Annotated in this window: 12 protein-coding genes; 2 read left to right on the top strand and 10 right to left on the bottom strand. The window is 64.0% G+C overall.

What is annotated here, in order from left to right:
• Positions 1–6: 6 nt before the first annotated feature.
• Positions 7–1716 (bottom strand): potassium-transporting ATPase subunit KdpA, encoded by a 1710-nt coding sequence (gene kdpA / locus BMX61_RS15525; protein ID WP_075626179.1) that lies wholly within the window; start codon positions 1714–1716, stop codon positions 7–9.
• Between the two features lie 15 nt (positions 1717–1731).
• Positions 1732–1818 carry a K(+)-transporting ATPase subunit F gene (kdpF, locus tag BMX61_RS24335; RefSeq protein ID WP_075626180.1) on the bottom strand — a complete coding sequence of 29 codons (87 nt, stop codon included), beginning with the start codon at positions 1816–1818 and terminating at the stop codon, positions 1732–1734.
• Between the two features lie 434 nt (positions 1819–2252).
• Here kdpF and greA point away from each other — a divergent pair, with 434 nt between their 5' ends.
• Positions 2253–2735: a transcription elongation factor GreA gene (greA, locus tag BMX61_RS15515; RefSeq protein WP_075626181.1), complete on the top strand. Its 483-nt coding sequence runs from the start codon at positions 2253–2255 to the stop codon at positions 2733–2735.
• 399 nt (positions 2736–3134) lie between these two features.
• Here the strand turns inward: greA and BMX61_RS15510 are convergent, their stop codons facing one another.
• Both BMX61_RS15510 and pepN read right to left on the bottom strand, forming a co-directional pair.
• Positions 3135–5462 (bottom strand): sensor histidine kinase, encoded by a 2328-nt coding sequence (locus tag BMX61_RS15510; RefSeq protein ID WP_075626182.1) that lies wholly within the window; start codon positions 5460–5462, stop codon positions 3135–3137.
• 208 nt (positions 5463–5670) lie between these two features.
• Positions 5671–8319, bottom strand: coding sequence for an aminopeptidase N (gene pepN / locus BMX61_RS15505; protein ID WP_075626183.1), 2649 nt, complete (start codon positions 8317–8319; stop codon positions 5671–5673).
• A gap of 391 nt (positions 8320–8710) precedes the next feature.
• Here pepN and BMX61_RS15500 point away from each other — a divergent pair, with 391 nt between their 5' ends.
• Complete coding sequence (locus BMX61_RS15500; protein WP_075626184.1) at positions 8711–9652, top strand: DMT family transporter; 942 nt, start codon at positions 8711–8713, stop codon at positions 9650–9652.
• A gap of 9 nt (positions 9653–9661) precedes the next feature.
• On the opposite strand, the gene BMX61_RS15495 is transcribed toward BMX61_RS15500, so the two are convergent.
• The 6 genes from BMX61_RS15495 to BMX61_RS15475 all read right to left on the bottom strand — a co-directional run bounded on the left by BMX61_RS15495 (position 9662) and on the right by BMX61_RS15475 (position 15348).
• Positions 9662–10945: an MFS transporter gene (locus tag BMX61_RS15495; RefSeq protein WP_075626185.1), complete on the bottom strand. Its 1284-nt coding sequence runs from the start codon at positions 10943–10945 to the stop codon at positions 9662–9664.
• Positions 10946–11255: 310 nt separating this feature from the next.
• Positions 11256–11945, bottom strand: coding sequence for a 5,6-dimethylbenzimidazole synthase (gene bluB / locus BMX61_RS15490; RefSeq protein WP_075626186.1), 690 nt, complete (start codon positions 11943–11945; stop codon positions 11256–11258).
• Between the two features lie 288 nt (positions 11946–12233).
• Positions 12234–12386 carry a hypothetical protein gene (locus BMX61_RS24725; RefSeq protein ID WP_170854955.1) on the bottom strand — a complete coding sequence of 51 codons (153 nt, stop codon included), beginning with the start codon at positions 12384–12386 and terminating at the stop codon, positions 12234–12236.
• Positions 12387–12545: 159 nt separating this feature from the next.
• A complete protein-coding gene (locus BMX61_RS24720) occupies positions 12546–12722 on the bottom strand; it encodes a hypothetical protein (RefSeq protein ID WP_092742817.1) in 177 nt (58 codons plus the stop codon).
• A gap of 237 nt (positions 12723–12959) precedes the next feature.
• On the bottom strand, positions 12960–13865 hold the full coding sequence (locus BMX61_RS15480; protein WP_075626187.1) for a uracil-DNA glycosylase: 906 nt from the start codon (positions 13863–13865) through the stop codon (positions 12960–12962).
• A gap of 181 nt (positions 13866–14046) precedes the next feature.
• The gene (locus BMX61_RS15475; protein ID WP_075626188.1) at positions 14047–15348 is read right to left on the bottom strand and encodes an Hsp70 family protein; all 1302 of its coding nucleotides are present in this window, start codon (positions 15346–15348) and stop codon (positions 14047–14049) included.
• Positions 15349–15492 lie beyond the last annotated feature (144 nt).

The following is a 15492-nucleotide window of genomic DNA, read 5'->3' as shown; positions in this document are numbered from 1 at the left end:
TGTTCCTTAAAAGGTCTGCCCGGCAAGCATGGCGAAATGCTCGACGATGGGGCCGAGGGCGAGCGCGGGGAAGAATTGCAGGCCGCCGAGGATGAGGATGATGCCGACAAGCAGGCCGACGAAGAGCGGCGTATGGGTCGGGAAGGTGCCGCCGGAGGCGGGCGTCTTCGTCTTGGCGGCAAGCGAGCCGGCAATCGCCAGCACGGGCACCGCATAGGCGAACCGGCCGAGCAGCATGGTGATTGCGAGCGTCGAGTTGTACCAGAGCGTGTTGCCGGAGAGCCCGCCAAAGGCGGAGCCGTTATTACCGGCTGCCGAGGTGAAGGCGTAGAGAATCTCCGACAGGCCATGCGGCCCCGCCGTGCCGATGCTGGCGACTGCCACCGGCAGCATGGCGGATATCGCCGTGAAGCCAAGAATGACCGTCGGCAGGATCAGGACGGCGAGCATGGCATATTTCATCTCCCGCCCCTCGATCTTCTTGCCGAGAAATTCCGGCGTGCGGCCGACCATCAGGCCGGCAACGAAGACGGCCAGAAGCGCGAAGACGAGCAGGCCGTAGAGCCCCGAGCCCACGCCGCCGGGCAGCACTTCGCCGAGCTGGATCAGGAACATCGGCACGAGCCCGCCGAGCCCGGTGAACGAGCCATGCATGGCGTTGACGCCACCATCGGACAGCCCTGTCGTGACCGCGGCATAAAGCGCGCTGGCGGACTGGCCGAAACGAACCTCCTTGCCTTCCATATTGCCGCCGCCGGCATCGAGGCCGAGCGCCGTCAGGATCGGATTGCCCTGCGATTCCGCCCAATAGATGATGCCGACGCCGGCGATGAGCAGCACGGCAATGGCGGCTAGCAGAGCCCAGCCCTGGCGCCGGTCGCCGACCATCTGGCCGAAGCTGTAGACGAGGGCGGTGGAGATCCAGAGCATCGCGAAGATGTTGAGGAGGTTGGACAGTGCCGTGGGGTTTTCGAAGGGATGGGCGGCATTGGCGTTGAAGAAGCCGCCGCCATTGGTGCCGAGCTGCTTGATCGCCTCTTGGCTGGCGATAGGGCCGAGCGAGATCACCTGCTGACCGCCATCGAGCGTGGTGGCGGTCACGGAGGCGTCGAGTGTCTGCGGCAGGCCCATGGCCACGAAGACGAGCGCCGTGACGATGGCCAGCGGCAGAAGCACGTAGAGCGTGGCGCGCGTCAGATCGACCCAGAAATTGCCGAGTGTCGCAGCCTTGGAGCGGGCAAAGGCCCGCGTCAGCGCGACCGCGATGGCCATGCCGGTGGCGGCAGAAACGAAATTCTGCACGGTCAGCCCCGCCATCTGGCTGAAATGGCTCATCGTCGCTTCGCCGGCATAGTTCTGCCAGTTGGTGTTGGTGAGGAAGCTCACCGCCGTGTTGAAGGCGAGATCCGGCGGTACATTGGCGAAGCCCTGCGGATTATAGGGCAGAAACGCCTGCAGGCGCAGGATCGCATAAAGCGCCAGAAAGCCCGCCAGCGAGAAGGCGAGCATCGCCAGCGTGTAAGCAAGCCAGCCCTGTTCGCGTTTGGGGTCCACGCCGGACAGGCGGTAAAAGCCCGCTTCGACAGGCGCGAGAAGCGGTGAGATAAAGGTGGACTCGCCATTAAAGACACGCGCCATGTACAGCCCAAGGGGCTTGACGGTGACGAGAACGGCGAGAAACAGGGCCGCGATCTGCAGCCATCCGAGAAGGGTCATAAAGGAACGCTCCGATCAAAAGCGCTCTGGGCGCAGAAGCGTGACAAGAAGATAGGCGGCGAGAAGCACCGCCACGAGAAGGCCGGCAAGAGGCTCGATCATGTCGCGATCTACCTCATGCGCCCGAGCAGGCCGGCATAGGCGCCGAAGGCGACCAAGCTGCCAATGCCCACGGCCAGAAAGATGACATCTGCCATTGAAAACTCCTGAAGCTGATGGTTCGCGGGCGAGATTAGGGCGAAACCGCGTCAGCGATCGATTTCGGATCGGGCGCCTGGACATCAAGAAAACATAAGGATGGCGGCGCCGGTGCGAGCCGAGAGGCGGGACCGATCGGGCAAGTTCGGTCCTTGATGCGCGCGCGAAAACGCACCACATGTGCAGGATGCCGAGCGTTCGGACGGTTTTTCGGTAGGACGCTCAAACATCCCGGAAAGGCGCAGCGAGGCCCGTGGTGCAGCCTGGATCTGCGCGAAGCCGGCGGTCTGACCTCAGCTGGGGCGCAGCATCCCGACACAACACAGGAGATCGAACACGTGAGCGTCGCCTTCATGAAGGAAGAGAGCGCGGAAACCGCCGCCGAGACCCTTTTGCCCGATCGGCCGATTTCGACGCATCCGAACCTCGTGACGGAGGCCGGGCTGAAGGCGCTGGAGCAGCAGCTTGCCGAAGCGCGCGAGGCCTTCACCGCCGCCAATGTGCTTGAGGATGTCAATGAGCGCCGTCGCCAATCGGCCGGGCCGTTGCGCGATCTGCGCTATCTGACCGAGCGGCTGCGCACCGCCCAGCTGATGCCGACGCCGGAGGGAACGCAGGTCGTGGCCTTTGGCAGCTTGGTCACCTTCAGCCGTGAGGATGGCCGCAGGCAGAGCTATCGCATCGTTGGCGAGGATGAGGCCGATCCGAAAGCGGGTTCGATTTCCTATGTCTCGCCGGTTGCGCGTTTGCTGATGGGCAAAGGCGCGGGCGATCTCGTCAGCCTGAACGGCCAGGAGCTGGAGATTTTGACGATCGCCTAAAACATGTCGCGCGAACGTGCGTAACGGTTTGAGTGACATGCGTTAAAACAAGAACTTAAAGCGTGTTATCTGCATCCAGACACGGGGCACGACGCAATGGTTTGTGAACTTGGCTGCCCCGTCGTCTGACCCTTCGGGCCATCTTCTCCCCGCTGGGGAGAAGATACTGCGGCGCTGCTCAGCCCTTCCTACCTAACACGATAGCGCGTGATTTATGCCCTGATTGCTGTACCTTGGAGTGAGGCGCGGCGTTGTCGGCCCTGGTCTCTTCTCCCCATCGGGGAGAAGGTGCCGGCAGGCGGATGAGGGGGCTCAAGGCTAAGAAACCTTCGAGTCGTGTCCTGTGGAATCCAAAAGAATGCAACACGCTCAAAGGCCTGTAGCATCAGGCCGCGCGGTTCAACCCATATCGGGAATGCGCACGGAAATGATCGTGCCGACTTTTTCCACCGAATGAATTTTCATCCGCCCCTGATGCAGGGTGGTGAGCGAGCGTGAGATCGCAAGGCCGAGGCCAGAGCCGCCCTGGCTCTTGGCATATTGGCCCTGAACCTGTTCGAAGGGCTGGCCGATCTTCTGAAGCGCGGCGCGCGGAATGCCGATGCCGCTGTCGGCAATCGTCAGCGTCACCGCGCCGGCGACCTTGCGGGCGCGAAGCGCGATGCGCCCGCCGGTATTGGTGAATTTGGCGGCGTTGGACAGAAGATTGAGGAGGATCTGCTTCATCGCCCGGCGATCGGCGTGAAGCGTCAGCCCCGAGGCGATTTCCTGGTCGACAACGATGTTCTTCTGCATGGCCGGCCCCTTGATCAGTCGCAGTGCTTCTTCGACCAGCGGCGCGAGGTCGATCTGCTCGCGATTGATGGTCATCTGCCCGGCCTCGATCTTCGACATGTCGAGAATGTCGTTGATCAGGTTCAGGAGATGCTTGCCGCTGTCATGGATATCATGGGCGTATTCGTCATATTTCTCCGAGCCCAGCGCGCCGAACATCTTCTTCTGCAGGATTTCGGAGAATCCGAGGATCGCGTTGAGCGGCGTGCGCAGCTCATGGCTCATATTGGCCAGAAACTCCGACTTCGCCCTGTTCGCGGCCTCGGCCCGTTCCTTCTCCGCCTGGTAATTGGCGTTGGCGATGGACAATTCGGCCTTTTGCCGTTCCAGCTTCAGCCTGGAAGCGGACAGATCGCCGATGGTGGCCATCAGCCGGCGTTCGGATTCACGCAGGCGCACCTGATGGCGCTTGAGCATTGTGATATCGGTGCCGACCGAGACCAGCCCGCCGTCACGCGTGCGCCGCTCGTTGATCTGCAGCCAGCGCTGGTCCGCTAGCTGGACCTCCGTGGTCTGCGAAAGGTTGGAACCGTCGGGATCGGCGATGCGTCGCTCGACGATCGGCCGGGCGGCCGCGCCCATCACCGCAATCCGCTCCGTCCCGGGCACGAGGATGTGCGCCGGCAAGGCATAGGCCTGCTGATAATGGCTGTTGCACATCACCAGCCGGTCATCCTTGTCCCAGAGAACGAAGGCTTCCGAGGTGGATTCGATCGCATCCGCCAGGCGCTGGTCGGCCTCGGCATAGCGCTGGGCGAGGCGATGCTGTTCGGTCACGTCCATGGCGATGCCGATCAGGTGCAGACGATCCGGCCCGGTCTCGATGATCTGGGCGCGCGCGCGCAGCCAGACATAATGACCCTCGGCATGGCGCATGCGGAACACATGGTCGATCTGGCGCTCGCCACCGCAGGCGATCTGCCGGGCGACCTGGTAGACGCTCTTGTCGTCGGGATGCATCAGCCGGGCGGCATCGCCAAAGGCCAGCACGCTGGATTGCGGCGTCATGCCCAGCATTTCATACATGGAGCGCGACCAGAACAGCCGCCGGCTGCGCAGGTCGAAATCCCACAGGCCGCAGCGCCCGCGCAGCAGCGCCGTCTCGACCCGCAGATTCGACTCGGCGAAGATCTGATCGGCATCCCGCGCGCGCTTGGCCTGGATGTAATAGGCATAAAGCACGACCAGCAGGATGGCGGAAATGCCGGCAAAGAGCGTGACGTTGAGCGAAACCTCGTCGCGCCAGCGCTTTTCGGACAGATCGAGCGGCACGGCGACGACCAGCGTGCCGGCCTTCTCGCCGATCTGCACCAGCGCCAGCAAATGGCTTCGGCCCGCCAGCGCCGCCTTCATCACCGTCAGGCGCTCGCCGAAATATTGGAAGGCGGCGGCATCCGGCGCGATGCTGGCCAGCATACGGCTCGCATAGGCCTCGCCCTCCGCTGTCGTGGCAAAGATGCGTCCGTCATGGCCGACGGCCAGCGCGAAGCCGCCCTGGGGCAGGGCATCCGCCGGCAGGACGCGGGCGAGGCGTTTTTGGACGTCCTGGCCGCGTGCATTGTCGAAGAGGTCGCTCGCATCGGCCGTCAGCGCCTCGCGCGCGGCGGTGGCGGCGAGCATGGTGGTCTGGCGCAGCGCCGTGTCCATGCGCATGTAGTCGCCCATCAGGCCGCTGATGCGCGAGATCGCCACGATGACGAGGAAGGCGGTGATCAAAATGGGAATGGAGCGCTTGAGCATCGGCTCCGCCCGCTCCAGGCGCCGGCCGGCCGGCGTGGCAAGCCGGTGCGCCTGAGAAACAGCCAATTTTTCAAGGCTGGCAAAGACTGCAAGGCCTGAACGCAACCGCGCTCCGGCCGCGCCTGCCTGCCGCGCTTCCGCCATTTTCGCCAATCTCAGAACCTCGTGCGCTCCGGTGCGCCGCTCGCCCGAATCTGGCTCAATGAATCAATTGCGTCCCTGCTTGTCCAGCCAAAAGCATGACGGGAGCTTCACCAATTCTCGTCGGTGGGAAGTCGTAGCTTGCGGCGAAGCGCCTTTTGGGCACTCCGCCTGCTTCGTCTGGAAAGATCAGTGAAATCAATGATTTGAAAGAGAGTCGTCAGCCCTTCAAGGTGCGCTCGACGATGTCGCTGACATCGGCTGAGAGGTCCGGGGCGGCGGCGATCTTGCCCAAGGCTTGCGCCGCTGCATCGGCGCGGCGGTCTTCCAGCGACCGCCAGGAGCGCATGGCGGTCAAAAGCCTTGCGGCCAGCTGCGGGTTGCGCCGGTCGATCTCAAGCACCTGATCGGCCAGGAACTGATAGCCGGCGCCATCCGGCCGGTTGAATCCCGTCGGGTTGGAGAAGACGAAGGCGCCGACCAGCGCGCGCACGCGGTTCGGATTGAGCGCGTTGTAGCTCGCCTCCTTCATCAGCGTCTGCACGCGCTCCAGCGCCGCATGGCCGGGCGCCGCGGCCTGGATCGACAACCATTTGTCCATGACCAGCGGGTTGTCGGCAAAACGTGTGCGGAAATCGCTCAGCGCATGCGCCGCCTGCGGCGTATCGCCGAAGACCTGCGCCAGCAGAGCCAGGGCATGGGCGCGCTCGGTCATGTTGTTGGCGGTGTCGAAGGCGGCCTTGGCGCGGGCAGGGTTCTCCTCGGCGTGGGACAGATAGGTCAGCGCCATGGTGCGTAGCGCCCGGCGACCGGCACTCTCGGCATCGGGCGAGAAGGGCCCCTCGACCTTCATCTCGTCGATCAGCGTTGCGAACAGGGTCTGGCCGGCCTGCGCGACATGGCGCACCACAAAGATGCGGGCGGCATGGATGGCGTCCGGATCGTTGCCGGTGCCGATCGCGCGGGCAATGTCGGACTCACTGGGCAGCGCCAGCGCCTGGGCGCGGAAGGCAGGCTCCAGCGCCGCATCGCCCGCCGTCGCCAGCAGCGCATCGACCAGCAGATTGCTGACGGCCACGGCCTGGCCGGCCTTCACCGCCTGTGTCGCGGCCACCAGTTCGGCCAGCGCCAGATCGGTCAGCGCCTGCCAGCGGGCAAAGAGATCCGGGTCGAAACGGGCGATCAGCGCCTTGTCCTCGGCGCTCTGCTCCAGATGCAGGTTCACCGGCGCGGAGAAGCCGCGATTGAGCGAAACGACCGGGCGGCCGGACAGGCCTGCAAAGGTTACGGTCTGCTGACGCTCCGTCAGATGCAGCACATCGCCTGTGACATCGCCGCCTTCTATGGCCGAGGGGGTCGCCACCTGGCCTTCGGGCAGGATGAGGGCGAAGCGCAGCGGAATATGCATCGGCGCCTTGGCGCTCTGGCCCGGCGTCGGCGGCACCATTTGTTCGAGTGACAGGGTCAGCGTGCCGCGCGCGGCATCGAAAGCGCTTGATGCGGTGACGACGGGCGTGCCGGCCTGGTGATACCAGAGCGAAAACTGTTTGAGATCGCGTCCGCTTACCTCTTCGAAACAGCGCACGAAGTCTTCGATCGTCACGGCCTGGCCGTCATGACGGTCGAAATAGAGGTCCATGCCCGCCTTGAAGCCCTCACGCCCCAGCAGCGTGGCGATCATGCCGGTGACTTCGGAGCCCTTTTCGTAGACGGTGGTCGTGTAGAAATTGTTGATCTCGCGATAGCGCGTCGGGCGCACGGGATGGGCGAGCGGGCCGCCATCCTCCGGAAACTGCTCGGCTTTCAGATGCCGCACCTCCGCCACGCGCTTGACCGGGCGGGAGCGCTCGTCGGCGGAAAACTCGTGATCGCGATAGACGGTCAGGCCTTCCTTCAGGCAGAGCTGGAACCAGTCGCGGCAGGTGATCCGGTTGCCCGTCCAGTTGTGGAAATATTCGTGGGCGATGATCGCCTCGATATTGGCATAGTCCTGATCGGTCGCCGTTTCCGGATCGGCCAGCACGTATTTGTCGTTGAAGACGTTGAGGCCCTTGTTCTCCATAGCCCCCATGTTGAAGTCGGAGACGGCGACGATCATGAAGATGTCGAGGTCGTATTCCCGGCCGAAACGCTGCTCGTCCCAGCGCATGGAGCGTTTCAGCGCGTCCATGGCGTAGCCGGCGCGCGGCTCCTTGCCATGCTCGACATAGATCTTCAGCGCCACGTCGCGGCCCGAAGCGGTGGTGAACGTGTCTTCGACCACGCCGAGATCGCCGGCCACAAGCGCAAAGAGATAGCTTGGCTTGGGATGCGGATCGAACCAGGCAGCGAAATGCCGGCCTTCGTCATAATTCCCGCCGCCGAGGAAATTGCCATTCGAGAGAAGCAGCGGATTGGCGGTCTTCTCGGCGATGATCGTGACCGTATAGGGCGCGAGCACATCGGGGCGGTCGGGGAAATAGGTGATACGGCGAAAGCCCTCGGCCTCGCACTGGGTGCAATAGACATTGCTGGTGCGGTAGAGACCCATCAGCTTGGTGTTGCTCTCGGGCGCGATCAGCGTGCCGATCATGATCTCGAAAGGCTCGCTTGCCGGCAGGTCGCGGATGACGAGGGCCTCAGCGCCGGCATCGAAGCGGGCGGCCTCCAACTCGGTTTGGTCGAGATGCAGAGCGGTCAGCGTCAGCTCGTCGCCATCGAGAACCAGAGGCGCCTTGGGGTCGGCGCCCTCGCGGCGATGAAAGATCAGCCGAGCCTCGACCTTGGTGGCGGCCGGGTCCAGTTCGAAGGTCAGATCCACGCGCTCCAGCACGAAATCGGTCGGACGGTAGTCTTCGAGGCGAATGGTTTCGCCAGTGTCAGTGCGCATGATCGCCTCGTTGCCTTCGGCCTTCCACCTTCACGCCCCCCAGCGTGCAAGACTGCCGGTCAATATCGTTTCACAGTTAAGCGCACGCTCCTAACAATCACTGAATCGCGTGTGCTTTCGGGACAGCGAAAAATGCGGATGCAGACGCCGGTTGTGCGGCAATGATCTTTCCGCTCATCTTCGGGTCCACCCTGCCTCAAAGTTTCATCACACAAAAGACCCCCGCCATCACGAAATGTGATCCGACCGAAGCGGCCTTATCGGCTATGAGCATGCGGGCGCGCCGCAGCCTTCAAGGCATGCGTCGCCGTCTTCTTCTCCGGGAGTGTAAAGCGCCTCGCCCACCGCTTTCAGGGTGGCGTCCCGGCCTGTTGTCGAAAGGAATGGACGCGTGTCCGACGCCAGCGAGAGCCGCCCGTTACGCGGCATCGGCCTGAAGGTTCTCTCGGTCCTGGTCTTCGTCTGCATGTCGACGCTGATCAAGGCCGCGGGCAGCACGATCCCCACGGGGCAGATCACCTTCTACCGCTCGGTCTTCGCCATCGTCCCGATCGTGCTCTTCCTGATATGGCGGCGCGAACTGCGCACGGCGCTCCACACGCGCGATTTCAAGGGGCATGTGCTGCGCGGCTTTGTCGGCATTCTCGCCATGAGTTGCGGTTTTTACGGTCTGCAGCATTTGCCGCTGCCCGAGGCCATCGCCATCGGCTATGCCATGCCGATCTTCGCCGTGCTTTTCGCCGCCGTCTTCCTGAAGGAGACCGTGCGGCTGTTTCGCTGGACGGCCGTCGGCATCGGCCTGTTGGGCGTCGTCGTCATCACCTGGCCGCGCCTGACGCTGCTGCGTGACGGCGGCATGGGGGCGTCGGAGGCCACCGGCGCGCTCGCCGTTATCCTGTCCGCCTGCCTTGGCGCCATGGCGATGATCCTGGTGCGCAAGCTCGTCCATTCCGAGCGCACCCATACGATCGTGCTCTATTTCTCGCTGTCGGCCTCGGTCTTCTCGCTGGTCAGCCTGCCCTTCGGCTGGGAGCCCCTCTCGCCCCGTGCCTTCCTGCTCTTGATGGCAGCCGGCTTTTGCGGCGGGGTGGCGCAGCTGCTTTTGACCGAGAGCTATCGTTTCGCCGATATGTCGACCATCGCGCCGTTCGAATATACGTCGATCGTGCTCGGTCTGGGGTTTGGCTATGTGCTGTTCGGCGATGTTCCGACGCCGACCATGCTGCTGGGCACGGCGCTCGTCGTCTTTGCCGGCATCGTCATCATCCTGCGCGAGCATCGGCTGGGCCTGAAGCGGCGCGGTGCGCGTAAGCATGTCACGCCGCAGGGGTGACGCGTGGCCTCAGCTTGCCGCGGTGGCATCGTCGGCTTCGCCGTCGCGCGGCTCGATCAGCGGCGGCGGCTGGCTCATGGCGGCGGCCACATCGAGGCCGGGGGTTGGCACCGTGTTGGCCTGGAATTCGGTTTTCGACACCAAGCCTTCCGCTTCCTGCCGGCGCAGGATGCGCCAGGCGGCGTAGCCGCCATATGCGAGGAAATAGAGCCCGAGCATGACGAAGAGTGCATTCGGTCCGAAGCGGTCCATGGCGGGGCCGACCATCAGCGGACCGCTGACCGTGCCCAGCCCATAGGTGATCATCATGCCCGAGGAGACGGACACGTAGTCGTCCGGCTCGGCCAGGTCATTGGCATGGGCGACATTGAGCGCATAGATTGGGAAGACCATCGCCCCCACGCAGGCGCCGACGACATAGACGGTTGGCGCGCCAGCTGGGGAAAGCAGGAGCATGGCGAGGCAGGAGACCAGACCGATCGCCCCGCAGGCGACCATGACCTTGCGCCGGTCCATGCGGTCGGAGGCGCGGCCGATGGGGATCTGCGAGAGCGCGCTGCCGATCAGCAGCGAGGCCAGCAGCGTGGCGCCCTGGGTGGTCGAAAGGCCGATCTGCTTGGCGAACACGCCACCGAGATTGAACCAGGCGCCGGACATGGCGCCCGCCAGCAGGCTGCCGATCACGGCCACAGGCGAGCGGCGGAAAAGCCCGGTAAGATTGAAATTGGCGCGCGACGGCGCAGCCGGCGTCGGCGAGGTGGAGAGGGCGGTCGGCAGGAGCGCGAGCGAAAAGATCACGCCGCAGACCATGAACAGCACCGGCGTCTTCGCATCGCCCAGCGGCACGAGATATTGCCCGGCCACCGTGCCGATCATGGTGGTGATCAGATAGAGCGAGAAGAGCATGCCGCGATTGTCGTTGGTGACGCGTTCGTTCAGCCAGCTCTCGATCACGAGATAGCTGCCGGACATGGCGAAGCCGAGCGTTGCGCGAAAGACGATCCAGGCGCGCCAGTCGACCACCAGGCCACAGAGCAGGATGGCCACACTGAGCAGCGTCACCAGCGCGGCGAAGACCCGGACATGGCCGACACGGCGCACGAAGACCGGCGTAACGACGCAGGACAGCGTGAATCCCAGTGTGTAGCCGGTGGCGATCAGCGAGATGGTCAGCGTGGACCATCCCTCGGCGAGCGAGCGGATGGGCACCACATAGCCGGCCAGACCGAAACCTATCATCATCAGGAATGTCGACAGCATCAGCGGCAGGACGGAGAAAAAGCTGAACGACATTCAAAGGGCTCCGGACGAGACGCGCTCGGCCTGAAAGAGCCCCGGCCTTGGGCAGAACGGCTATCACCAGCCATCTCTGGTTTGAAACGCCTTAAGACAACGGTGTGGCCCAGGCGTCAAGGCGGCTCCGCATCCCGCCGGCTCTGTGATGTCTGTAAATCCTCCGACAGATCATCCGCTCAATCGGCACGCCTCGGCCCGTCGATTGCGACGCGGCATGACGCGTCACGGCGAAACAGGCCAATCGCCAACGCGCCGCCCGCCCGCCTTGGCGCTGCAAGGCTTGCGGCCTTCGGAGCAGCCGTGCCGCCTACCGGCGCACGATCATCGTCGCTGGATCGACGCGCCGCTCCCAGCCCTCCCGCTCCAGCGCAGGCCTGTCATCCTCGCTTGCGGGGTAACCGAGGCAGAAATAGCCGAGGAAATGCCAGCTCGACGGCACGTCAAGAGCGGCCGTGACCGACTCCGGCTCCAGAATGGAGAGCCAGCCGAGGCCGATGCCGCGCGCACGCGCAGCCAGCCAGAGCGTATGCAGCGCAATCACGGCGGAATAATCGACCGTTTCCGGCATGGTCCGGCGGCCAAGTCCATGGCCCTGGGCGGCGGCGCGATCGACGAAAAGCGCGAACTGGCAGGGTGCCTCGTTCAAGCCTTCGAGCTTCAGCCTGGCATAGAGCGCGGCGCGTTCGCCCTCCTGAGAGGCCAGCGCCGCCGCATTGCAGCGCGCGAAGGAGGCACGCACCATGGCCCGGCGCAGAGGGCTTTCCACCTCGACGAAGCGCCAGGGCTGGCTGAGCCCGACGGAGGGAGCTTGGCTGGCAATGGCGATCAGTTCTTCGAAGGTGCCCTCCGGCAGAGGCATGCGCTGAAACCGGCGAACATCGCGCCGCCAGCGAAACAGGGCCTGCAACTCGTCCTGGAAGCCGGACTCGAACTGGACGCCGAAGGGGACATGCGACGGGCTCGCCTCGGCGAGATCTTCGGCCAAAACGGTTTTCATCGTGGGTTCATTTCCTTGGATAGACGATGCTTGCGAGGTGGTATGGCGCTGCCGAGGTGGCCACACAGATAGACGGCGCGGGCACAAGACCCCAACGCCGGGTGTGCGCTACAAAGGCGCGACGGAATTTTCAACACGGGCTTTTCAGAAAATGATGTTTTGGAAAATGGATTTTAAATGGCCTGAGGATCTGCCCCAGAACGGCACGTTGCTGCCGTCACGCCGCGCATGATCCACACGGCTGCAGAGCACGGAGGCCTTTGAAAAGAACGGCTTGCCGCCCGTTTCTCAGCCAAGCCGCCCGATGCCGGCGATCAGCTCTACGCCGGGCTCTTCCATAGAGCGGCGTTGCGACAGGCGCTGAAACTCGGCCGCAGCACCAATGGCCGTGCCGATCACCTGGAAGGTCTGACGGATATGGTGCATCGTCTTGCTGGTCATCGTCATGGTCCTTTTATCCCCTCCCGTGCCTGCGCGTCTCGCATCCGACCGAAGCAAAAAGCGGCAGATGCGTCCGAGGAGCAGATCTTGCGCGTCTGCATCACCCGATGCGCCAAGCAATGGCCTTCAGGCCTCGCTCAAAGGCCATCCCATCGCCTGTCAGCGCTGAACGAAGTCGGAAAAGATCTGGTTGGGGCGGGGAAAACGCGCATAGGCGATCGCGGTCAACTGTTCGCTGGCCGCCGAAGGGCAACCACGGGCGCCGCCATTGCGCGGGGCGCCGGCGAAGCGGAGCGTCTCAAAGCCGCTGTGAACAGGGCGAAAACGGGCGGTCATGGTTCCAGTCCTTGTATCCATTCCTCCCGTTGACGCTATATTGCAGCGCAGCAGGATTTGAACAAGGCCGCCGGACCGAGGCCTGCTATGCGCAATTCGCATAGCTTTTTTCATGTTTCCTTTACGCGGATTGCCGCCACCCGCCTCAGCTTAGGCCAAGCGCGATCGATTCATTGTGCGCCTGCGCCTTAAGCCTTTGTTTGCAATGGCGGTTTTGGGCCGATTCGCCCCGCGGCGTCACGCGTCGAGGGCCTTGCGGAAGGTCAGGAGATCCTCCCAGGCCAGTTTCTTGCAGGCCGGCGCGGCGAAGAGATCCTGCGGATGCAGCGTTGCCAGCGCGGGGACCTGGTGGCTGCCCATGGTGACGTCGCGCCATTGGCCGCGCAGATGATGGATCGTATCCTGGCCGCCGAAGAAGAAGCGGGCCGTGAAATTGCCTAGCACCAGCAAATGGCGCGGGGCGATCAGCTCCACCTGACGCTCGATGAAGGGGCGGCAGATCTCTGTCTCGCGCGCGGATGGCACGCGGTTGCCCGGCGGGCGCCAGCCGATGACATTGCCGAGCATCACCGAGGCGCGGTCGAGCCCGATTGCGGCCAGCATCCGGTCAAGCATCGCGCCATTGCGACCGGCAAAAGGCTGGCCGTCGCGGTCATCGTCGCCGCTGGGCATGGGCCCGAGAATGAGAATGCCGCGCGTCGGCGATCCCTCGACGAAAACAAGGCTGCGGGCGCTGTTCTTCAGATTGCATCCGGTAAATCGATCCATGGCGGCGCGCAGTTCGGCAAGCGATTGTGCCCGGCGCGCCGCATCCCGCGCATCGGCCACCGCCTGCTCATCGGGTATGGCCACGGCCGCCGGCGGGCGCTGCGGAGCGGCGGCCTTGTCCGGACGGGCGCTTTTGCGCGTTGCCGGTGCCTGCGGAGCGGGTGTGTGCGCAGGCTGCAGCTCTCGTGAAGCCTGTATCTCTCTCGTCTGGGAGGCCGCGGGCGGCGCTGCCCTGCGCCGGGCCTCCTGCTGCGCCAGAAATTCGGCGAAGCGGTCGACCGGCTCGTCGGCAATCAGCCATTCGACACCCGCATCTGCATGGAAATGCAGGAGGGCGGCGAGCTCTGCGGGGTCGAGGCTATCGGCGGGGATCATGGCGCCAGCTTAAAGCAATTGGCTTGGCGAGGCGACTCCGCAGTGCGGTCCGCCCGCGCAAAACTGTGCAGCGGCGTCTTGCGCGACGGTCGAGCCAGGTCGAACGGCGAAGATGGCGGCTTCGGACAGGTTTTCGAACATCAGACCGAAAATCGCGATCGGTGCGATGGTCTCGACTGTCTCAGGCCGCCCAGCGCGCGGCCTCGCCGCTGTCGCCGATCAGGGCCAGGCCATGGGCGATGGACAGAAGCTCGCCGCCGCTTTCGACGCGATCGGCCGGGAACCGGTCGGTGAACAGCCGCCGCACAGCGGGCACGAAGGACGTGCCACCGGTGAGGAACACCTTGTCAACCTCGGTGGCCTTCGTGTTGGTCTTGTCCAGCACCTCGTCCAACGCCGCCTCGATGCGGGCGAGATCGGGGGCGATCCAGCGTTCGAAATCGGCACGGCGCACCGTCTTTCGGCCGGCCGCTCCCAGAGGCGCAAAGTTGAATTCGGCCTCGTCCGCAGCTGACAGCGCCATCTTGGTGGCCGACACAGCCTGATAGAGCGGATAGCCTTCGTCATGCTCGATCAGATCGACGAAGAGTTCGAGTTTCTCCGGCTCGGTGGCCGAGCGCACCAGCGACTGGAGATCGGCAAATTCGCGCGTCGTCTTGAAGATCGACAGCTGGTTCCAGCGGCCGAAATTGGCGTAATAGCCGCCGGGGATTTCCAGGATCTTGTCGAAGCTCTTGAAATGGCTGCCCTTGCCGATGACGGGCGAGACCAGATTGTCGATCAGGCGGAAATCGAAATGATCGCCGGCGACACCGACACCGGAATGACCGACGGGTGTGGCGCTGAGACGGCCGGCCTGACGCTCGAACCGGATCAGCGAATAGTCCGTCGTGCCGCCGCCGAAATCCGCGACCAGAACATTGGCATCCTGCGTCAACGACTGGGCGAAGTAATAGGCGGCCGCGACCGGCTCATAGACATAATGGATATCGGGAAAGCCGGAGCGTTCCAGCGCGGCTTGATAGCGCTTCAAAGCCAGGTCCTCATCGGGATTGGAGCCGGCAAACTGCACCGGGCGGCCGACGACGACACTGGAGAGATCGCCCGGCCAGCCGTCGCCGGCATAGGCTTTCAGCCGCCGCAGGAAGATCTCCATCAGATCCTCGAAGCTCTGGCGGCGGGCAAAGACCTGGGTGGCCTGAAAGGCGGCGCTGGCCGCGAAGGTCTTGATCGACTGCAGAAAGCGGCATTCGCCGGGATTTTCGATGAACATGGCGATCGCCGCCTGTCCCGCCTCCACCTTCAGCGCCTGCGCGCCAAGGCCGGCTTCCTTCATGAAGGAGAGCGCGGTACGCATGCTGTCGGCCGTGCCGGCGCTGCTGGTGAAATTCACCGAGCGGGTGGCATTGGCCCCGCTGGCGGGATCTGTAAGGGCGAGAACGGTGTTGGTCGTGCCGAAATCGAGCCCGAGCGCGCGTGCCATAGACTTCTCCTGACGAAAATGGATGTGTGAAACGAAGAAAATGCGTGAAGGGACGCTTCGGATGCGATGGAGCCGCTCGAAAAGGCGGGTCTCTGATATGGACTGCGAGGGGCGGCCTAGTGCCATAGCCCGGGACGGATGGCA

The organism is Xaviernesmea oryzae (genome assembly GCF_900109605.1).
In the GTDB taxonomy this organism is placed as follows: domain Bacteria; phylum Pseudomonadota; class Alphaproteobacteria; order Rhizobiales; family Rhizobiaceae; genus Xaviernesmea; species Xaviernesmea oryzae.
Note: the sequence above shows the minus strand (reverse complement) of the source record. Positions and strands in the feature narration are given on the sequence as shown.